We start from the raw sequence: 20,158 nt of genomic DNA, 5'->3' as shown, positions 1-20,158 counted from the left end.
CAATTACAGCAGGTTACCACCTTAATTTATTGTCTGAATATCGGGGTCCACTATACGTCCGAGATGTGGATGAAAAACGGGATGTTGCCGCGCAAATCCAGGAGCTTATGCAGCTTGACGGCCGCCTTGGTGGAACGAAACGGCGCCCATGGGAAAAGCGACAGGCACAAGTCGATGGTCGTGACATCCAGGGCGTAGACCGTATTGGTGAGATCGACACCCAAACTCTCGTTGCAATTGTTATGCAGCTACAAAACCAGAAGCCCGACAGTCTGCTCGCCAATTTAATCTACAAGTCGATTTGGCACTCGAAGACATTGAGTGCTAAAATTCAATTTTAAGAGGATATGATAATGAATCAAACCTTGACGTTGCCGACACCCTCGGCAGTGGGTAGCTTAGATCGATATATACAAGCCGTGAATCGTTTCCCATTACTTACGCAAGATGAGGAGCGAAGCTTGGCAATCCGCTTCATCCGCGATAATGACTTGGAATCGGCACGTCAGCTCATCGTCTCGCACCTACGTGTGGTAGTCAGCGTGGCGCGCGGCTATGCTGGTTATGGCCTACCACAAGCAGACTTAATCCAAGAGGGCAATATCGGCCTGATGAAAGCAGTCAAACGCTACGACCCAGATCATGGTGTGCGGTTGGTATCGTTCGCACTGCACTGGATACGCGCTGAAATGCATGAATATATTCTGCGCAACTGGCGCCTTGTAAAGATTGCAACCACGAAAGCTCAACGCAAGCTGTTCTTCAATTTGCGTAGTATGAAGCAGGGGTTGGAATCACTCAAGCCGCAAGAAGCCAGTTTAATTGGACAGCAGTTAAAGGTCAGTACAAGTGAAGTATTAGAGATGGAAGCCCGTTTCAACGGCCACGAAGTGGCGCTGGAACCAGCTACAAACGATGAAGACGATAATAGCTATGCACCTATCGCCTACTTGGCATCTGCTGCGGATAGCGAGCCATCTTGCGTCCTTGAGAAGAAACAACTTGAAATACAGCAAAGCATGGGCTTAACACGCGCACTGGCGAGCTTAGACGAACGCAGCCGTCGAATCATTGAAGCTCGTTGGCTTCGCGAGGGCAACACTGTTACGCTACACGATCTCGCAAATGAGTTTGGCGTGTCAGCCGAACGCATACGCCAGATTGAGCAAAAAGCCATGGCGAAAATGCAATTAACAATGCTGTCCGCCATTTAGCTATTTCTCTACTCAACTTTAGACATCCAGCCCCAACCTTGCGTCACCCGAACGGTGGAACAACTGGGGGTGAAACGAACGAACTCATACTGCTTACTGCTGACGGTGCTGCTACACTCGCAATCTTGGGTCGCCGCGCTGTTTCGGGAAGGTGTATATCGAAGACTTCCGGTTGAAACCGTCCCTGAAAGCAAGTCCGGTAAATTCCATGCGCAGTTATTGCGCCACCAGGCCGTCGGTCAGCGGTTATTTAACGTGCCACGGTGCCACGACAGTGATCGGGAAGGCTTCTTCCGCAACCAAACTCAATCACTGAACCAGTGTGTCCATACCGTCGAGCGAATCTGCAGCCATCGTTCCAGCACAACGCGTTTCCGCTGCCACAGATTGTTCACGCACCACCAGATTGTAAAACAAGGATTCTAGGCCCCCAGCGGCGTATATACAGACCACTGCTGTCCGATTAAAACGTGAATAGATTCAATTGATTGCAGTCGTTATCCTGTTCGGATTTGTAGTCGCTGCCCGGAAACGCTTGCTGAATGGGCATTTTCTCGAACAGGGTGAGCGAAAATATCTGTAACAAAATTGTAGAGCGAAGCGTCCAGATTGAGGCGCTTCTTGACGATAGCGACGAGGACATAGACTGATACGGCGATCCAGATTTGCGACTTCACCGCATTCTCTGAGTTGCCGTAGAACTTTTAGATACGCAGATGCTGCTTGATCCATTTGAAAAACAGTTCCACCTGCCAGCGTGCCTTATAGAGAGCGCAAACTGTCGCTGCTGGCAAGGTGAAATTGTTGGTCAGGAAGACCAGATGCCTGCCATGTTCAGCATCGCAGAATTTGATGCGTCGCAGGTGCTGCGGGTAATCCTTGCCGGCCTTCGGCGCGGTCAACACAATGGTTTGATCGAAGCACAGTCCCGTGGACTTGTCCGCGGGGCGAGAGTAAATACGACGAAAGAGCAGATTGGATTTGCCACGAATGACAACGAATGCCTGCGCTTGATGCATAAATGTTGTACCGCTTGAAGGAGCAAGCCGTGAAGTATTTCTACAAAAATTTTATTTAACCACCCTGAGTCGAGGCTTGCTAGGGAGCGTAGGTTTGCCTGGCGAAGGCGCACTTCCACTATCCGTTGGAAGTGTTGGTATGGAGTCATTTCCCTGAAACACCAGCCCTTGCCCCGTTTCCTTGGCGAATATACCAATCACCGCAGCTATCGGCACAACCAGTCCATGCGAGACACCGCCAAAGCGCCCACCGCACGTAATCTCCTCATTACCAATATTCAGGTTACGCACTGCATCCATGCTAAGGTTAATAACGATTTCGCCATCCTTAACATACGCCTTTGGCACTCGCGTCTGCTCATTCACTTTCACTGCCAAATAGGGAGTTAAAGCACTGTCGGAACACCAGTCGTAAATCGCACGTATGAAATATGGTTTTGTGGAAAACTCATTCACTTTCGCATCGCTTTTTCGGCTGCCGTCATCGCTTCAATATAAGCCGGACGCGAAAACAATCGTTCAGCATATTTCATCAGTGGCGCAGCCTCCTTGGCAAGTTGAATATCATAATAATCCAATCGCCATAGCAATGGGGCGATTGCCACGTCGAGCATGGAGTATTCATCATTCAGCATGAATTTTTGTTTGGCAAAAATCGGGGCAATCTGCGTCAGGCTGTCGCGTACTGATAGGCGTGCCTTATCAGCGGTCTTTTGCACTCCACTTTCCAGTGCACCAATATGACAAAACATCTCGCTCTCGAAGCGATGTAAAAATAATCGAGCGCGCGCACGCATTACCGGATCGGCAGGCATCAACTGCGGATGTGGGAATCGCTCGTCAATATATTCATTAATGATATTGGACTCATATAGCACCAAGTCACGCTCTACCAGCACTGGTACCATATTATATGGATTCATTATCACGAGATCTTCGGGTTTGTTGAACACGTCAACATCAATGATTTGGAAATCCATCCCTTTCTCATACAACACGATACGGCAGCGCTGACTGAACGGGTCTGTTGTTCCCGAGTAAAGCGTCATCATGGCGCGGCTCACACTTTTATCAGATGACTACGGGCCATCATGCGACGCACCAGCAGGAATCCGGTAACGGCCAGTACCGGGGTAATAACAAGAACGGCAAGCGCTGGCATAGTGCCAGTGCCGTTTACACCAGATATCCAAATATATCTTTCAAACAGCGTACCGAGGATAATACTAGCAGCCACTGTCAGAATAATTGGCGGTGAGTGCCGTGACGGTCGCATGGCCAGTACAGTAAATGGGATAATCAGTTTTAGAATTATCATCGACCACCATAGCACGCTGTAGTCGCCATTCTGCATACCCATCACGCGATCCACTTCGTTTGGAAGATTTGGATACCAGATGACTAAATATTGTGCAAAAAAAGTATATACCCATAGTAAAGTGAATGCGAACATCATCTGCGCAAGGTAGTTGTAAACATAATCTTCAACTGGGCGCACCAATTTACCACGCGTATTCAATATGTAAATCCAAGTAACCAAGAAGGCCATAAACATATTAAAATTGCTAATAAAATGCTGCATGCCATAAATCGCGCTGTGCCAAGATGGCACCAGCGTCATCTCAAAGTCCCACGCTACCATAGTGCCGTATAATACAAAAGTATAGGGAATCCAATTTGCAATTTTATGAAAGCGTTGCTGATCTTCCTTGCTGCGATCACTTACCTCCTGCCGCTTGATAAATACCCAAAAAATAGTCATCACTGCCAGCATACCAAGCACTTGGCGTGTCACCAAAAATGTGTAGTTATGCCAAGCAGGCAGATGATGTCCATGCTCAGTGGCCGTGCTCAACCATGGGAAGGTGTTTTCACCGCCAACCAATAGTATGATCAGCAATACGAATGCCAGCGGGAAAAGCGCAAATAAGGATACCGCTAATCGGCGAATTTCGTAGCGCCATTGGGCGCCCACCAAATGCAACACCGCACTCAATGTCACTCCCCCCAGCGCAAGATAAAGCACCACTAAAAAGCTAGCTGTCAAAACTGACCAATTGCTATACGAAATCATTTGCTGCACTCCCTTATTTGGCTGCAGGCGTTACTGCCACGGCGGATTGCCCATTTTGCAGCACCTTGCGCACATAGTTGATTACATTCCAGCGTTCGGTAGCTGACAGATCATTAGCATACGATGGCATGACCGCACCGCCGAACGTCATATAGCCCCAGATGAAACCATCAGACCGCCCTTTCGTTTGTTCAGCTGTCAAGTCAAACGGCTTTAATAATAATTTCGCTCCAACTAATCCATCACCTTTGCCAGAATATCCGTGACAAGGGGTGCAATAAATTTGAAACAGCTTCCCGCCAAGCGCCACTGACTTGTCGTCTGCTGGAATCGGATTCAACTGCTTTTCTGATGCACCCATATCCTTCACCAGAGATGAAGTACCAGAAGTTGGAACTGAATGTTTTGGATATGGCCTCATTCCAGGATTTTTCAAATCCGCACTTTCCTGTGGTTTAATACTAATCTGGTTCGCCATGTCGTCCGACCATGGCCATGCTTGCGCCAACGCAGGTGCTAACAGCAATACAATTGCCAAGGGTAATCTCATCATTTTCCCGCCTCTTCCTGAATCTCAAGTGCCTTATGCTTGATAAAAATCGTCTTAAACGCAGCTAGTGCCGACTCATCCCCTTTCACCAAAATACCAATTTGGTCTTCCGATACTTTAGTGCTATATAACGATGACCGCTTAGCCGGTAAGCCTGCGCAAATCAAGAAACCCAAGATGGTGATGAATACGCCACCCAGAATAAACATTTCATACGTCAGCACGAAATCAGGCGGCAATGGCACAATTGGTTTACCACCTTTAATTTGAGAGAAAAAGTTGGCCTGCGCGCTCGCAACAAGGAAGAAAGCTAGCAGACCACCCATACAAGCTCCAATCAATGTAAACCATTGCACATGGACTGGCTTGTCGCCCAACACTTTTTCAACTTCGGGATGCTCAATGGGCGACTTGAGTATCATGTCGTCCATGTCAAATCCCTTGATATTGGACCCGCGTAATTCGGCAATTGCAGCTACGGCTTCATCAAAATCGTTAAACAGTGCCAGTAAATGACGTTTGCTCATTTAGTATTCTCCCTTCACAGCAGGTTTGTGCTTCAGTGCTAGACTGCGGTGATACACCATTTCTTTGACTTCATACATAGAAACGGATGGGAATACCTTGCAGAACACCATAAACAATAAAGTGAACCAGCCAAAGCTACCGAACACGATGCCCCACTGCACTAAGCTTGGCCATTGATCATGATCCCAAGTCCAAGGGTAGTGACCGTGCGCAAAACTCGGCGCGATGATCATCCAACGTTCCAGCCACATCCCCACGTTGAGCAGTATCGACACTACGAACAATATCGGGAGGTGAGTCTGGAAACGTTTGAAAGCAAGCATTAATGGCAAAATGGACCCGAAGAAAATCATTGCCCAGAAGAATGGTGCATAAGGACCAGTAGCCTTAAAAATTAATTGATCCTTGGCTGTCTGGTCATGTCCATACCATACTGAAGCGAACTCGATCAGATTTAGGTAAGTCCACACCATCGCAATAGCGAAGGTCAGGCGTACCAGCTTTTTCATTATAGGCAACGTCATGTACTCTTCAAATCTGAACACATATCGCAAGATAATAAAAAGCGTGATGATCGCCGCACAACCGGAATACAAGGCACCCGCAACAAAGTATGGAGGGAACGATGTTACGTGCCAGCCCGGCATATTCGACATAGCAAAGTCAGAAGCCACGATGGAATGAACGGAAACTGCCAGCGGAATCAGGAAGCAAGCTATCGTTAGATATGTGATTCGGAAGTTGCGCCACTGGCGGTCAGTTCCTTCCCAGCCAAGTGACATCACGGTGTACAGCTTCTTACGCCAGCCCGCATGAATATTGTCGCGGCAAATTGCCAGATCAGGAATCATGCCGACATAAAGAAAGAGGACCGAAGAGCTTAAATAGGTGGCAATCGCGAACATATCCCATACTAGCGGTGACTGAAAGTTTGGCCACACCCAGCGCTCATTAGGGTAAGGCATCACATAATAGACCTGCCATAAACGGCCCAAGTGCACCAAGACAAACAAGCCTGCCGTCATCAACGAGAAGGTGGTCATTGCCTCGGCAAATCGGTAGATCGGCTTACGCCAATCTGCATGCATTAAATGCAGAATCGCCGACAGCAAAGTCCCGGAATGGCTCATGCCTATCCAAAAAATGAAGGTGGCGATATACAAACCCCATACATGAGAATTGTTTTTATTGGAAACACCCATACCGGTCGTATACTGGTAAATCTCACTTCCCACCGCCACACCTATCATGGCAATTGCGATAAATAAAATCACCCAGTACATCCTTCTTGGACTCTCCAAGCTCTTAAGCACATCTTTGTTAATCTGTGCCCAAGCTATATCTTCGCGTATATCTTTTCCCATTATTCTATTTCCTCCCCTTGTGCCTGCGTGAAAGTAACTTCAATGCCGCTTCCCACGCGACATCCCCATTGCGCGGCTTAAATAGCGCTTTCACGCAACTGCTCCAAATACATTACCGACGGATAAGTGCGCAACTCTTCCAAAATGCGATAACCGCGCAGCTTGACGGCCTCTTCTGCTGCGTCCTTTGCTTGTTTATCCTTGTTCAGATCAACCTGCTGCTTCATCCACTGTTTTCCAACCTTGGCCTCTGGATCGACCAGATTACCAAAAGATATAGCTCCAGTCGGGCAGACTTGCTGGCAGGCAGTTTGTACTTCACCATCAAGTACACTTCGCCCTTTGGTACGTGCATCGCTCTTGGCGACTGTTAATCGCTGCACACAGAATGTACATTTCTCCATCACACCCTTGCTGCGCACGGTCACGTCTGGATTGAGCTGCTGATTCATCGGTTCCGGCCACACATTGTCAATGGTTGGATAGTTATACCAGTTGAAGTAGCGCACCTTATACGGGCAGTTTGCGTTACAGTAACGTGAGCCGACGCAGCGGTTGTAAACCTGCGAGTTCAGACCATCTGCCGTGTGATTGGTAGCACCAACAGGGCATACTGTTTCGCACGGTGCAGACTCACAATGCTGGCACAACATGGGCAGAAACTGCGCCCCCTGATCGGCAAATTCGCGGCCATCATTATCCCAGTAACGTTCGATACGTATCCAATGGTGGGAATGCCCATGTGCAAATTTCTCCTTGCCAACCACGGGTAGATTGTTTTCTGCATAACATGCCACGCTACAAGCATTACAGCCGGTACATGAATCCAGGTCTATGCTCATCGCCCATTTGTATTCCCGGTGCGGCCTGTCGTCCGACGGATGCTGTTGGCGGAAGTCAGACCAGTTTTCTAATAAATTGGTAATGGACACCTTTTACACCTCCTCCGAAAGATTCACTTTACTAGATGACATCCTAACCGCGATTTTTCTACCCATCTGATTGCCACCGGCAGGGCCTTCATCTTTAACTATAATCACACGCTGCCCAGCCTTGGTGACTTTAACGCGCGTCTCATGCATTGCCAATTCTCCGGTTTCTTTGTCGAAAACCGGGTCAAGAATCTTGAAGGCATTAACACCAATACCCTTTGCATAACGTCCCATCGCCTCATGACCATAGCCCAACGGCACTGAAATTACATCGGGATGAATGCCGGTAAACACATAGACCTGCGCCTTAATAGCGCCGCTTTTTGAAGCTACTTCGACAATATCGCCTTCCACAATGCCTAACTTGGCGGCGGTCTTGGGATGCATCTCCACCCAACTATCCCACACGATAGTAGTTAGCGGATCCGGGGATTCCTGCAACCAAGGTTCATTGGCATTGCGGCCATCACGTAAGCTGGCGCTCACTGCCGGAATCAGGTGCAGCGGATACGCACTATCTTCCACAAACGGGGCAGGCACCACCAAACCTTTGGCAGATGCATTACTTGATATATTGACAGGTGTACCCACCAACTTGACTACACCACGGCTTAGAGCTGTGTCCCAAAATGTATCATCATCCTCATTCGCACCGCCCAATGCACCCTTGTTCGACACCATTGCGCTACGCAAGTAAGAATAAAAATCTTCATAGCCTTTGTATTCATCTGGCCGGCGTTGCTTGAGCAACGCAAGCAGGATGTCACCCATGCCAAGCGTACCGGGGTATAACTTTTCCATCAGCGGTTGCTGAATACTCAACTGCGCACCTTCGGCAATATATTCCGGCATCGCAGTCGCCCAGTCCTCCAAAGCAGAATCCAACGGCAGCACCAAATCGGCCTCTACTGCGGTTTCATCCATGTAATGAGCGAAAACCACCTTGAACGGTACCTTCTTTAAGTTTTCTTTCAGTTTCATGGAAGCAGGTGCGGTGAACACTGGGTTTGCACCATAGCTAAATAGTACTTTAACCTTGTCTTGCGCCATATTGTCATTGAGTGCCTGTAGTGCAAAGCGGTTGCCAGGAGTAGGCGCCATTTGCGGAAATGGAACACCAGATGGAGCTTCTACCGTCTTACCGACGTTGCCTAATACTTGATTCAATAATGCGATAGCAGTGGCATTCTGCGAACCATGCGCATAGCCCTCGGCAGCACTACCGGCAATTATTAAGCTAGGGCTACGCTCCTTCAGTAACGCGGCAAGCTTGCCTATATGCTCATTAGACACCCCGGTATCTTTGCTCACCCGATCTGCGGTGTAATCCTTCACAGCAGCAGCGACATCTCCAGGAACGGACAATCCCGCAGCAGCTAGCGAATTAATCAATCCCAGCGCCAGGATGCCCTCGGTACCGGGACGTATAGCCAGCCAACGATCCGCATTCGCACCAGTTAATGTCATCTTGGATTCAACCTGCACCAGCACCCCGCGCTCGCCATTATCAGCCTTGCGGAACCGAGCGTACTGCTGGGAGAAATGTACCGGTGAGATCCACGCACCGAGGAAATCTGCCCCGAATGAAACGATAACCTTGGCCTTGTCCAGACGTAATCTCGGCATTTCTATGCCATAAGCCTTCTTATTAGCTGCACGCATAATTGACGGTGCAACTGCCTCATAAACATAATGATGGCCGGAACCCAGTGCATCTAGATAATTTTTCAATAATGCTTTGACATGTCCACTGACGCCACCTGTCAGGAAGGCGACATTCTCTGCTTTCACACCGCCAACCTTTTCGTTGATTAACCCCAACGCTTTTTCCCATGTTATCGCTTCGCCTTTATCACCATTGCGCAACAGCGGCTCTCGTATGCGATCTGGGTTGTAATGCGCCTGCACTCCGGCCTGCCCTAAACCGCACATTTTGCCGTTATTAATGGATGATTTGGGATTGCCTTCCAGCTTAAGCACGCGACCTTCTCGCACTCGCCCCATAATGCCGCACCCAGCATCGCACTGCGCACAAGTCGAGTTAAAGTATGTGCCAATACTAGGAATGATATAGTCCGCCGTCTGGACATAGGAAGTTACAAATTCCTTTCCATCCTCAACTGAGGTATTGCCACATCCGCTTAAAGCGACCGTCGCACCACCCCACCCCAGCACCTTCAGAAAATCTCGCCGATTAAAACTGTTTTCAATCATTGCTGATACCTCTTGGAAATCTTTATCTTGTGAACGCGCCGATTATTTATGACACTGCCAGCAGTCGTTCGGGCCGTGAGTCGTTTTTGTGGATGTTGCATCTACCGGGTGATCTTTCTGATGACAGCTCACACACCAACCCATGGAGAGTGGCTTTTGGCGACGCGCGACCGTCATTGTTTTCACATCGCCGTGGCAATAACCACAAGCTTCCTGCACCGGCTTGTTCTGCGCAAAAACAAAACGCTGGATATGACGCTCATGGTTGAAGCGCACGAAATCAGGAAGGTCATGCACCTTTTTCCAAGGTACTGCTTTCTTAGCTTCCCAATACTCGAACAATTTCTTGATACGCGGGGTTTCCCGCACCGACTCGATGCTTTGATGGCAACCAATACATTTCTGCAACGGCGGAATGCCTGCCACAATGCTACGGCGCGCATAAGTGTGACAGTACATGCAATTTATCTGCATACCGCCTTTTGCAGCATCACCAGCGTGACGGTCATGGGGAAACTCAATTGGCTGTTCGACTTTAGGACCCAAGTCGTCAGCTGTAGTGAGGGGCTGCACCGCATTAACGGCATAGCTGCCAGCGGAAGCAATCAATCCAACAAGCAGAACGGACAAACGTAAAAAACAATACATCGTAAGTAGCTCCCCCAACAAACAATTAGACTGCCGACCAGGACAACATCGACATGCATATCACATTTACGACAGGTAATTTAAAACGACGCAATATCGCTTAAGCATTTACATACTTATTTGGTGCGGATCAATCCGCAAGGGATAGATGCGATAAAACGACGGCATAATGTCCAGTTTGGAAAATAAAGTCAACAGTACGAAATAACTAAAGTTAACATTACAAAATTATAGTACGCTAACTCTTGCACAAACTTTGCACATAAAAATACATATAAACATAACATTACATGATTTTCTTATATGGTTTTTTTGCATAACCAATAACTGTTGTGTATGTTGCGTCTCCAACAAATCAAAATCCCATCTTTACTTGCGATTGATGGGAAATTTTTATAGATACCCAAATGACAATCCACCATGCTGGAATCGAGCCCTAATAGAAAAATCGCTGGCGTCGAATCGAACAAGAGCGAATGGAATTATTTAGGTGTAGGGCGCCTCTAAAAATTCAAGTTTCTAGGCAAGACAAGGCACGAGTAAAAAATTTTAGCGCTGCATATAGTTGATATGTAAGCGATAATTTTTTTTGAGTAACGCCGTATTGTGACGAAAATTTGATTTTTAGAGGTGCCCTGTAGCCGATTTTCGCTGTCCCCGTAGCAATAACACTAGCCCCACAATCACCATTGGCAGACTGAGCCATTGGCCCATGCTAATACCAAAACTCATTAGGCCAAATATGCCGTCGTCTGGGTTACGTGTATATTCGACAAAGAAGCGGAAGCTGCCATAGCCGATGAGGAACAAACCAGATACAGCACCTACTGGACGCGGCTTGCGCGAATATAGCCACATAAGCGCAAACAGGACCAAGCCTTCCAGTGCAAATTCATAAAGCTGAGAAGGGTGGCGCGGCACATCATCCACATTAGGGAATACCATCCCCCAAGCCACATTTGTAGGCCGCCCCCATAATTCAGCATTAATAAAATTGCCGATGCGTCCTGCGCCCAGCCCCAGCGGCACCAGGGGGGCAATAAAGTCCATCAATTGCAGCCAGGGCAATTTGTGCTGACGTGCAAAAAGTGCCATCGCCACAAGTACGCCGAGAAAACCACCATGAAATGACATACCACCCTGCCACACCGCGAGAATTTCAAGCGGGCGAGACACATAGTAACTAGGGTTGTAAAACAGCACCTCACCCAGCCTCCCACCCAGTACGACACCAAGAATGCCGTAAAATAGAAGGTCATCCATCATTTTGTCATCCCATCCAGGGCGATTGAGCGTGCGAATGCGCAATTTTCCCAGCCATAGAAATAGCATAAAGGCAACTAAATACATCAATCCGTACCAGTGTACTGCAAAGGGGCCAAGGTGAATGGCCACGGGATCAAACTGGGGATGAATGAGCATACTGAGCGTGTATCAATGATATTTTTAAGACAATTATTATACGTGATTTAATTACGCGCCTATTCTGGCACGCTGCAAATGAAATTTGCTACGCTGAAGCAGGCTTTGTCAACGACCAGTTAGAGATATGCGTTATTGTCAACACTGTCTAGTGCCTTACAGTTTGCAAACAAGATAGAGTTAGTTAAAATGGCATGGGCAGCAATGTCTAATAGTTTAATCGAAGGAAAACTTAATAATGGAGCTTAAGAAAATGAAATCTATCATCGTTAGCATGATTGCAGCAGCAGGCCTAATGGCAGCAGGTAGCGTTTTAGCAACAACTGAGATGCCGGAATTGGCCAAGAAAAGCGGCTGTACTGCTTGCCACAAAATTGATACAAAATTGGTCGGCCCCGCTTGGATGGATGTTTCCAAGAAGTATAAGGGCGTTAAAGAATATGCGTTTTCACCAACTGGCAGTGCTACTGCTGGCGCCAAGAAAATGTCATTGGAAGAAGGCCTGATCATGAAAGTATCCAAGGGTGGTACTGGCAACTGGGGTACCGTACCAATGACTGCCAATTCTCCTAAAGTAAAAGATGAGGACATCAAAACACTGGTTCATTTCGTGCTGGATCTGGCGAAGTAATCAAGGGGCTAATTTCTCTTAGCAGAAGTCGGCGTCAGCCGACTTCTGCTTTCTGCACAACAATTCAATCGATTGCTTAATGAATGGTGTCAAAGTTTGCAAACAGAACAAACCTTAAAGCCAGTTTACGCTGGCTTTAATTCATTGGCACTTCTGTTGCAATTCCTGACATGTAACAAATTGACACGCATGACCATGCAATGCATATTATGTTAAATGCGGTATCTTCTTGCGTTTTAAAGTTTGATGATCTTCGTGTTCCGACTGACACTCAATTGACAAAAAATAATTGACTACGCACAGATAAATGCATCCAGAAAGTATAGAAGATGGCTAAATAAGTATTGCTGCGAGCAATCAAATTATTATTTTAATAAAAATAATATAGTCAACGTACACTGGTTACATTATTACGTTCCATCACAGTTCGGAATATGCAAAATTGACAAGCATGTAGCATGCCAAACATAATTCATTCGATAACTTATTCTCCTCCGAACCCATCATGCCGCATAACCAGTCATCACTGCTCCTCGCCCTGTCCATTGCCATCCTCGCGGCTTGCGGCGAATCAAAAATACTTGCTACCAGCGGCATTGATGAACTAGTGGTGAAGATCGGTGCCGCTGCCCCACTCACCGGGCCGCAAGCTCATATCGGCAAGGATAATGAGAACGGTACACGCATGGCGATAGAAGACGCCAACACCAGAGGGGTCATCATTGGCGGACGTAAGGCACGTTTTGAACTAATCAGCGAGGATGATCAAGCGGACCCGAAAACTGCTACTATCGTGGCACAAAAGCTGGTAGACGCAAAAGTGAATGGCGTGATCGGCCATCTCAATTCCGGCACCTCTATTCCGGCTTCCAGGATCTACAGCGATAACGGCATCCCCCAGATTTCCCCTTCCGCAACAGCGGTGAGTTACACCGCCCAAGGCCTTAAGACCGCCTTCCGCGTGATGTCCAACGATGGGCAGCAAGGCAAGGCACTGGGCGAATTCGCAGCAAATACCCTGAATGCAAAAAAAATTGCAGTTATAGACGATCGCTCTGCCTATGGCCAAGGACTGGCCGACGAATTCATCAAATCTGTACAAACCAACGGAGCACAAATCGTAGCACGCGAATACACCACTGACAAAGCGGTTGACTTCACTGCAGTGCTGACCTCCATCAAGGGCAAGCACCCCGATTTGCTATTTTTTGGCGGCATGGATCCACAAGGCGTACCAATGGCCAAGCAGATCAAGGCGCTTGGTTTAAATGTTAAATTTGTAATGGGCGATGGCGGTTACACGCCAAAATTGCTTGATCTGGCTGGCGATGCCGCCGATGGAGTTTATGCTTCGCTGCCTGGCGTGCCACTGGTACAGATGCCCGGCGGCAAAGACTTCTCCCAACGCTATGAAGCAAAATATAAGCAACCCATTCAGCTGTATGCACCCTATTGTTATGATGCGGTAAACGTGATGATCGCCGCGATGCAGAAAGCCGCTTCAGCCGATCCAGCGAAATACCTGCCCGAACTCGCCAAGATTACCCATAGTGGCGTGACCGCGAACATCGCCTTCGACGAAAAAGGCGACATTAAAGGCGGCGCAGTAACACTGTACCAAGTACAGCAAGGCAAGTGGCAGCCGCTGCAAACCATAGGCGGGAATACCGCGATATCCGCGCATTGATAAAGATTGGATTGAAAAATAAAGCGACACTTTGCGTGTCGTTTTTTGTTTGTGAGTAACCTTTGGACACATTGCTACAACAAATCGTCAACGGCTTCGTGCAAGGCAGCGTGTATGCCATGGTTGCTTTGGGTTACACCATGGTGTACGGCATTCTAGGTCTGATTAATTTCGCACATGGCGAAGTGGTGATGGTAGGGGCAATGGTGGCGATGTCAGTGATCCAGTTACTCATCGGTTCTGGCTTGCCGCCGCTGCTGATATTACTGATCAGCCTGATAATTTCGATTGTGGTATGCATGACGTTAGGTTATGGCATCGAGCGCATCGCCTACCGTCCATTGCGCAACGCCCCACGTCTGGCCCCGTTAATCACTGCGATTGGCGTGTCCATTGTGCTGCAAAATCTGGCGATGATGTTCTGGGGGCGCGAATACCATGCTTTTCCGTCTTTACTGCCAAACAACTCGCATATGCTGTCTGGTGCAATCATTACAGAAGTGCAGCTTCTTATTGTATTCGTAGCGCTGGGAATGATGGGGGGCCTGCTGCTGTTGATGCATCGCACTCGCCTTGGCCGCGCAATGCGCGCCGTAGCGGAGAATCCCTCCGCTGCCGTTCTGATGGGGGTGAATATCAACGGTGTGATTGCTATTACTTTCATGCTGGGTTCCGCGCTGGCCGCAGTGGCAGGTATCATGGTCAGTGCGAACTACGGCATCGTACACTATTACATGGGTTCCATTCTGGGGCTCAAAGCATTCACTGCCGCTGTGCTAGGCGGCATCGGCAACATGCGCGGGGCCATGGTGGGCGGTCTGCTGCTGGGGTTAATTGAAAGTTTAGGAGCTGGTTATATTGGTGATCTCAGTGGTGGCTTTTTCGGTAGTCATTATCAAGATGTATTTGCCTTCTTTGTGCTGATTTCCGTACTGATCTTCCGTCCATCCGGCTTGTTAGGAGAGCGTGTTGCGGAACGTGCTTAAACATCTATCATCTAAGGACAGGCGCGGCGCGTGGATTGCGTTTGTCGTGCTCGCCATTGTGCTGCTGGCGTTACCCTTTTTTACCGATGCACTGTTCGGGCGCGGTTGGGTACGCATCATGGATTTCGCATTGCTATACATCATGCTGGCGCTGGGGTTGAATATCGTAGTCGGTTATGCCGGCCTGCTCGACCTTGGTTACATCGCCTTCTTTGCTGTGGGCGCATATTGCTATGCCTTGCTCGGCTCGCCTCAATTAGGCTTGCATTTGCCATTTTGGGTTGTCCTGCCGCTGGGCGCACTGCTGGCCTGTATATTCGGCGTGCTGCTGGGAGCGCCAACTTTGCGCCTGCGCGGCGACTACCTTGCCATCGTCACCTTGGGATTTGGCGAAATCATTCGCATCTTCCTCAACAACCTGAACGCGCCGATTAACATCACCAATGGCCCGCAAGGCATCAGCATGATAGATCCCATCCGTTTCGGCGAATTCTCATTAGGCAACACGCACGAGTTGTTCGGCCTCACTTTTCCCTCTGTGCATCTGCATTACTACCTGTTCCTTCTCTTCACATTACTGGTAATTTTTATTTCACTGCGCTTGGAAGATTCACGCATCGGTCGCGCTTGGATGGCAATTCGCGAAGACGAAGTGGCAGCTGAAGCGATGGGTATCAATACTCGCAATATCAAACTTCTGGCATTTGCCATGGGGGCAACTTTCGGCGGTTTGGCGGGTGGCTTGTTTGCTGGTTTCCAAGGTTTTGTCAGCCCGGAAAGTTTTAGTCTAACTGAATCCATCACAGTGTTATGCATGGTAGTACTAGGTGGCATGGGCAACATCAACGGCGTGCTGTTAGGAGGCATCCTGCTAGTAGTATTGCCCGAAGCTTTGCGCCACGGTTCAGGGCCGGCACAACAACTACTGTTCGGCAAGACGCTTATCGACCCGGAAAGCTTGCGCATGTTGTTATTCGGACTAGCGTTGATCACGGTCATGCTATGGCGACCTTCCGGATTGTGGCCCTCTAACCAACGCCGACGCGAACTGGTTGCCGAAAATGATACAGCTCAGCTGTAACAGGATACTTGTGCATGACAACACCCATTGAATTCGACGTCAATTTACTCGAACTGTCCCATGTAGCCAAACGCTTCGGTGGCCTATCTGCGCTGAGCGATATTTCGCTACACATTCGGCGTGGTGATATCTATGGCTTGATCGGCCCAAATGGTGCGGGTAAAACGACACTCTTCAACATTTTGACTGGACTGTATCAGGCGGATAGTGGGCGTTTCACGTTTAACAACACTGAGTATAGCGGCCGCTGCAAACCGCATGTGTTAGCGCAAGCAGGAATTGCGCGCACCTTCCAGAACATCCGCTTGTTCGCAAATATGACAGCACTAGAAAACGTCATGGTCGGTCGTCACCTGCGTACCAGCAGCGGCATCTGGGGCGCATTGACTCGCAACGCTACAGCACGCGCCGAAGAACATGCAATCGTGCAGCATGCACGTGCCTTACTGAGCTATGTAGGAATAAACCGCCCGCACCAAACTTTGGCCAAAAATCTATCCTACGGCGAACAACGTAGGCTGGAGATTGCCCGTGCGCTGGCTACTGATCCAAAATTGCTTGCGCTAGATGAACCAGCGGCAGGCATGAATGCTACCGAAACTGAAAGCCTGAAGGAATTATTACTATCCATACGCGCTAGCGGCATTACAGTGCTGCTCATCGAGCATGATGTAAAATTTATTCTTGGCCTGTGCGACCGCGTGGCAGTTCTCGATTACGGCAAAAAAATCGCCGAGGACGTGCCGGAAAAAATTCGATGCAATCCGGCAGTGATCACGGCTTATTTGGGAACAGAACCCATTATTCCCGCGCAGGCAGGAATCCAATCATAATAAAATAGACGCTGCATATTGTTAGCATAACGAAACCATGATTGCATCTAAATCAAGATCACTGCTGCAGGTACGCGATCTGAAAGTAGCTTACGGCGGCATCCAGGCACTAAAAGGCATAGATCTCGACGTAGCACCGGGCGAACTGGTCGCACTCATCGGTAGCAACGGCGCCGGTAAGACCACAACGCTTAAGGCGTTAGCCGGCTTGCTACAACCATCTGCAGGCAAAATACATTACCGCGGCATATCTTTGCAACACCATGCCGCACATCAACTTATACAAGAAGGATTAGTATTAGTGCCTGAGGGACGTGGCGTATTCGCGCGGCTAACGGTGGAAGAAAATTTGCAGATGGGTGCATATTGCCGCAACGACAAATCCTCCATTGCGCAGGATATGCAGCACGTCTACCAGTTGTTTCCGCGCTTGGCCGAGCGCCATATGCAACTGGCCGGCACGTTGTCCGGCGGCGAACAACAGATGATGGCGCTGGGGCGCGCGTTGATGAGCCGCCCCAAACTATTGATGCTGGATGAACCCAGCATGGGACTGGCACCGATGATGGTGGTCAAAATTTTTGAAACCATCCGCAACATTTCCGCTCAGGGCGTTTCAATTCTGCTGGTTGAACAAAACGCCAAGCTTGCCCTCGAAGTGGCGCACCGCGGCTATGTGCTGGAAAGCGGGCTGATTACATTATCCGACAGCGCTGTCAATCTTCTGGGAAGCGCTGTGGTGCGCCGCGCCTATCTGGGCAGTTAGCTTTTTTAACAGATTGCCTATTGGTACTGCAACGATGCGGAGAATGGTATCCCCACAAAGTGTTGGTACAGCATATTCAAATGTCAGGCGGTGGACTGTAATGTGAACCAGGATTTATCTTGAATTCAGTAAATACAGCGTTCGAATACTCATCCGCCATAGCCAAATCAAGCTTGCGCAAAGTCTGGTAAATTTCCCGCACCTTTTCCCGCTTGTCTTGAAAATAATAAGCTACGCCCAGGTTAAACCAAGCACTGGCTTTCTCTGGCTCAATACGCACCGCTTCCTCATATGCCAGAATCGCCAGACCGTATTTTTTCAGATTGCCGTAAGTGATGCCCAAGTTATACCAAGCATCGGCATAGTCTGGTTGAAGACGCAGTGCTTGCCGATATGCCTCAATTGCCTCCTCGTATTTTTTAAGATTGTCATAGGATACGCCTTGGGCAAACCAAGCGTTGACATAAAAGTTTACTGAATTCATGGTTTCTCCTGGATAGTGCAATATGAGTTCTTTGTTTCGGGGCAAAAGGTTCTGGCCAATTTACAGTTTGCCACCCTTCATTTTTTATCTTTCATAATTCCAACTTCATTGTTTGCTCAAAAATTTTTTTGGATCAAACAATTATTTTGTAATAACAGTAAGAACATTGTGGCATGAGTAGTTCAAGATTGGTTTTTAACATTTTATATTAAATTTTTATTTGATTTCATCAAAAATTAACCATTTCAAAACGGTGGCGCAGGTACAAGCGTTCTTGGCAGGAACACTTGATGTTGCGCTCGATGTATCCAAGGCGGAGCATTACGGACTCATCGAACGGGTTTTGAAGCGGTTTGGATATATGCTCACTCACTATCCAAAGCATTTGCCGCAAAACAGTTATTTATTTAGCATACAATACAGCGTGTTGTAATTTGCGTTGCTGAAACCAGTACGGCTCACCTGGTCTATTTCCCGAGACGAATTTCTATACCGTGGTAAACTTACCGCGAAGCTGGCTAGACAGTCGCCGCGTCCGCAAGCAAGGGCGGGGAGGAAAGTCCGGGCTCCATAGAGCAAGATGCCGGTTAATGGCCGGACACCGTGAGGTGATGAAGAGTGCCACAGAGAATAGTCTGCCTAAGTTCCGCAAGGAAACGGCGATGGTGAAACGGCGGGGTAAGAGCCCACCGCGGACGTGGTAACACGGACGGCACGGTAAACTCCATCTGGAGCAAGACCAAATAGGCAGGTAATGACGTGGCTCGCGTCGCCTGCGGGTGGGTCGCTTGAGCGTCAGGTAACGAAACGCCTAGAGGAATGACTGTCCACGACAGAACCCGGCTTATCGGCTGGCTTCACTTAATTTCGATATATATCCAAGATTATGTTGGAAACGGCTTTAATATAAGCTGTCATAAAAACTATCGTTGCCAAAAAAACGCTTCTACCAAGTTTTTGCTTTCATTTGAATGAAACAAAAACAACCTCAAATACCTTATACAATTCCGCAGACTTAACAGCATCACGCTCTTCCCTCCGCAAGCCGCATAAATATCATAAACAGCATTAGCCTTTTTATGCAATCCATTCTTTTTTAAAGAAATTAATACAACACCAACTTTCAGCTCTAACTGCTTGTCGCGCAAAGAAAAATCTTATTTTATTGCTTGACCCAGCCTACTTTTTTCAATATAGTGAAGCAGAGTGGGAAAAAGTGGGTTTTTGTGGGCAAGCAAGTACAGGGTTGCGATAATGTTTCAGGGAGCTGCACAACTCAGTCTGGATAGCAAAGGCAGGCTCGCGATACCGGCTCGGCATCGTGATATCTTGCTTGCACATTTCGCCAGTCAGTTAGTGTTAACTGCTGATGCGGATGGTTGCTTGCTGTGTTATCCGCAGCCCGAATGGCAACCGATACGAGACAAGCTGCTAAAGCTGTCCTCTCTTAATCCGCGCATACGCGCGCTACAGCGCCGCCTGATTGGTTACGCCGAAGATGTCGAAATGGATGCAGCGGGACGCATACTGATTTCTCCTGCCTTGCGCAGCTATGCGATGCTGGATAAGCGCGTAATGCTGATTGGCCAAGGCAATAAACTTGAATTGTGGGATGAGGCTAAGTGGACAGCGCAGCAGGAAATGGCGTTGTCGTTTGCCCATGGCGAGCTTCCCCCGGAACTGGAGGGATTCACGTTGTGAGTGGTTGCTTATCTCACACGCCCA

The 20,158-nt window shown here is 48.4% G+C and carries 19 protein-coding genes, 1 other RNA gene and 2 pseudogenes; 9 read left to right on the top strand and 13 right to left on the bottom strand.

From position 1 onward, the window contains the following. Positions 1 to 56: 56 nt before the first annotated feature. A pseudogene (locus MJ768_RS12185) lies at positions 57 to 230 on the bottom strand (IS4 family transposase); the annotation flags it as partial. Between the two features lie 123 nt (positions 231 to 353). Here MJ768_RS12185 and rpoH point away from each other — a divergent pair. Next, positions 354 to 1,214 carry an RNA polymerase sigma factor RpoH gene (rpoH, locus tag MJ768_RS12180; RefSeq protein ID WP_239292127.1) on the top strand — a complete coding sequence of 287 codons (861 nt, stop codon included), beginning with the start codon at positions 354 to 356 and terminating at the stop codon, positions 1,212 to 1,214. Between the two features lie 463 nt (positions 1,215 to 1,677). Here rpoH and MJ768_RS12175 read toward each other — a convergent pair. The 11 genes and pseudogenes from MJ768_RS12175 to lgt form a co-directional block, all read right to left on the bottom strand. Further along, a pseudogene (locus tag MJ768_RS12175) lies at positions 1,678 to 2,233 on the bottom strand (IS4 family transposase); the annotation flags it as partial. 51 nt (positions 2,234 to 2,284) lie between these two features. Further along, positions 2,285 to 2,689, bottom strand: a complete 405-nt coding sequence (locus MJ768_RS12170) for a ClpXP protease specificity-enhancing factor (RefSeq protein WP_239292126.1) — start codon at positions 2,687 to 2,689, stop codon at positions 2,285 to 2,287. Next, positions 2,686 to 3,285 (bottom strand): glutathione S-transferase N-terminal domain-containing protein, encoded by a 600-nt coding sequence (locus MJ768_RS12165; protein WP_239292125.1) that lies wholly within the window; start codon positions 3,283 to 3,285, stop codon positions 2,686 to 2,688. Before MJ768_RS12165 ends, MJ768_RS12170 begins: the two co-directional genes overlap by 4 nt. An 8-nt stretch (positions 3,286 to 3,293) precedes the next feature. Then, on the bottom strand, positions 3,294 to 4,307 hold the full coding sequence (locus tag MJ768_RS12160) for a hypothetical protein (RefSeq protein ID WP_239292124.1): 1,014 nt from the start codon (positions 4,305 to 4,307) through the stop codon (positions 3,294 to 3,296). Positions 4,308 to 4,320: 13 nt separating this feature from the next. Beyond that, on the bottom strand, positions 4,321 to 4,785 hold the full coding sequence (locus tag MJ768_RS12155; RefSeq protein WP_239292123.1) for a c-type cytochrome: 465 nt from the start codon (positions 4,783 to 4,785) through the stop codon (positions 4,321 to 4,323). Between the two features lie 71 nt (positions 4,786 to 4,856). After that, complete coding sequence (locus MJ768_RS12150) at positions 4,857 to 5,384, bottom strand: DUF3341 domain-containing protein (RefSeq protein WP_239292122.1); 528 nt, start codon at positions 5,382 to 5,384, stop codon at positions 4,857 to 4,859. Further along, entirely contained in the window at positions 5,385 to 6,749 is a 1,365-nt protein-coding gene (nrfD, locus tag MJ768_RS12145) for an NrfD/PsrC family molybdoenzyme membrane anchor subunit (protein WP_239292120.1), read from the bottom strand. It abuts the gene before it with no gap. A gap of 77 nt (positions 6,750 to 6,826) precedes the next feature. After that, the gene (locus MJ768_RS12140; protein WP_239292118.1) at positions 6,827 to 7,681 is read right to left on the bottom strand and encodes a 4Fe-4S dicluster domain-containing protein; all 855 of its coding nucleotides are present in this window, start codon (positions 7,679 to 7,681) and stop codon (positions 6,827 to 6,829) included. A 3-nt stretch (positions 7,682 to 7,684) separates the two neighbouring features. Then, entirely contained in the window at positions 7,685 to 9,895 is a 2,211-nt protein-coding gene (locus tag MJ768_RS12135; protein ID WP_239292117.1) for a molybdopterin-containing oxidoreductase family protein, read from the bottom strand. Between the two features lie 42 nt (positions 9,896 to 9,937). Further along, on the bottom strand, positions 9,938 to 10,543 hold the full coding sequence (locus tag MJ768_RS12130) for a cytochrome c3 family protein (RefSeq protein ID WP_239292116.1): 606 nt from the start codon (positions 10,541 to 10,543) through the stop codon (positions 9,938 to 9,940). A gap of 624 nt (positions 10,544 to 11,167) precedes the next feature. Next, positions 11,168 to 11,965, bottom strand: a complete 798-nt coding sequence (lgt, locus tag MJ768_RS12125; RefSeq protein WP_239292115.1) for a prolipoprotein diacylglyceryl transferase — start codon at positions 11,963 to 11,965, stop codon at positions 11,168 to 11,170. Between the two features lie 253 nt (positions 11,966 to 12,218). Here lgt and MJ768_RS12120 point away from each other — a divergent pair, with 253 nt between their 5' ends. From MJ768_RS12120 to MJ768_RS12095, 6 genes are all read left to right on the top strand, one after another. Then, on the top strand, positions 12,219 to 12,596 hold the full coding sequence (locus MJ768_RS12120; protein ID WP_239292131.1) for a c-type cytochrome: 378 nt from the start codon (positions 12,219 to 12,221) through the stop codon (positions 12,594 to 12,596). Positions 12,597 to 13,101: 505 nt separating this feature from the next. Beyond that, positions 13,102 to 14,283, top strand: a complete 1,182-nt coding sequence (locus MJ768_RS12115) for a branched-chain amino acid ABC transporter substrate-binding protein (protein WP_239292114.1) — start codon at positions 13,102 to 13,104, stop codon at positions 14,281 to 14,283. Positions 14,284 to 14,345: 62 nt separating this feature from the next. Then, positions 14,346 to 15,269, top strand: coding sequence for a branched-chain amino acid ABC transporter permease (locus tag MJ768_RS12110; RefSeq protein ID WP_239292113.1), 924 nt, complete (start codon positions 14,346 to 14,348; stop codon positions 15,267 to 15,269). Positions 15,270 to 15,315: 46 nt separating this feature from the next. Next, a complete protein-coding gene (locus tag MJ768_RS12105) occupies positions 15,316 to 16,350 on the top strand; it encodes an ABC transporter permease subunit (protein ID WP_239292130.1) in 1,035 nt (344 codons plus the stop codon). A gap of 14 nt (positions 16,351 to 16,364) precedes the next feature. After that, positions 16,365 to 17,183, top strand: a complete 819-nt coding sequence (locus tag MJ768_RS12100) for an ABC transporter ATP-binding protein (RefSeq protein ID WP_239292112.1) — start codon at positions 16,365 to 16,367, stop codon at positions 17,181 to 17,183. Positions 17,184 to 17,220: 37 nt separating this feature from the next. Continuing rightward, positions 17,221 to 17,949, top strand: coding sequence for an ABC transporter ATP-binding protein (locus MJ768_RS12095; protein ID WP_239292111.1), 729 nt, complete (start codon positions 17,221 to 17,223; stop codon positions 17,947 to 17,949). A gap of 76 nt (positions 17,950 to 18,025) precedes the next feature. Here the strand turns inward: MJ768_RS12095 and MJ768_RS12090 are convergent, their stop codons facing one another. Continuing rightward, positions 18,026 to 18,433: a tetratricopeptide repeat protein gene (locus tag MJ768_RS12090; RefSeq protein WP_239292110.1), complete on the bottom strand. Its 408-nt coding sequence runs from the start codon at positions 18,431 to 18,433 to the stop codon at positions 18,026 to 18,028. Positions 18,434 to 18,943: 510 nt separating this feature from the next. Between MJ768_RS12090 and rnpB the strand changes: the two genes are divergently transcribed. Both rnpB and mraZ read left to right on the top strand, forming a co-directional pair. Further along, positions 18,944 to 19,296: RNase P RNA component class A (gene rnpB, locus MJ768_RS12085), an RNA gene on the top strand. A gap of 391 nt (positions 19,297 to 19,687) precedes the next feature. Continuing rightward, positions 19,688 to 20,134, top strand: a complete 447-nt coding sequence (gene mraZ, locus MJ768_RS12080; RefSeq protein ID WP_239292108.1) for a division/cell wall cluster transcriptional repressor MraZ — start codon at positions 19,688 to 19,690, stop codon at positions 20,132 to 20,134. Positions 20,135 to 20,158: the final 24 nt, after the last annotated feature.

Source organism: Candidatus Nitrotoga sp. 1052 (assembly GCF_927312905.1).
GTDB lineage: Bacteria > Pseudomonadota > Gammaproteobacteria > Burkholderiales > Gallionellaceae > Nitrotoga.
Note: the sequence above shows the minus strand (reverse complement) of the source record. Positions and strands in the feature narration are given on the sequence as shown.

Coding starts and splice junctions, on each gene's coding strand:
- MJ768_RS12095 (WP_239292111.1), top strand. CDS start 17,221: ATGATTGCATCTAAATCAAGATCACTGCTGCAGGTACGCGATCTGAAA.
- MJ768_RS12115 (WP_239292114.1), top strand. CDS start 13,102: ATGCCGCATAACCAGTCATCACTGCTCCTCGCCCTGTCCATTGCCATC.
- rpoH (WP_239292127.1), top strand. CDS start 354: ATGAATCAAACCTTGACGTTGCCGACACCCTCGGCAGTGGGTAGCTTA.
- MJ768_RS12120 (WP_239292131.1), top strand. CDS start 12,219: ATGAAATCTATCATCGTTAGCATGATTGCAGCAGCAGGCCTAATGGCA.
- MJ768_RS12160 (WP_239292124.1), bottom strand. CDS start 4,307: ATGATTTCGTATAGCAATTGGTCAGTTTTGACAGCTAGCTTTTTAGTG.
- nrfD (WP_239292120.1), bottom strand. CDS start 6,749: ATGGGAAAAGATATACGCGAAGATATAGCTTGGGCACAGATTAACAAA.
- MJ768_RS12155 (WP_239292123.1), bottom strand. CDS start 4,785: ATGGCGAACCAGATTAGTATTAAACCACAGGAAAGTGCGGATTTGAAA.
- MJ768_RS12150 (WP_239292122.1), bottom strand. CDS start 5,384: ATGAGCAAACGTCATTTACTGGCACTGTTTAACGATTTTGATGAAGCC.
- lgt (WP_239292115.1), bottom strand. CDS start 11,965: ATGCTCATTCATCCCCAGTTTGATCCCGTGGCCATTCACCTTGGCCCC.
- MJ768_RS12135 (WP_239292117.1), bottom strand. CDS start 9,895: ATGATTGAAAACAGTTTTAATCGGCGAGATTTTCTGAAGGTGCTGGGG.
- MJ768_RS12130 (WP_239292116.1), bottom strand. CDS start 10,543: ATGTATTGTTTTTTACGTTTGTCCGTTCTGCTTGTTGGATTGATTGCT.
- mraZ (WP_239292108.1), top strand. CDS start 19,688: ATGTTTCAGGGAGCTGCACAACTCAGTCTGGATAGCAAAGGCAGGCTC.
- MJ768_RS12090 (WP_239292110.1), bottom strand. CDS start 18,433: ATGAATTCAGTAAACTTTTATGTCAACGCTTGGTTTGCCCAAGGCGTA.
- MJ768_RS12165 (WP_239292125.1), bottom strand. CDS start 3,285: ATGATGACGCTTTACTCGGGAACAACAGACCCGTTCAGTCAGCGCTGC.
- MJ768_RS12100 (WP_239292112.1), top strand. CDS start 16,365: ATGACAACACCCATTGAATTCGACGTCAATTTACTCGAACTGTCCCAT.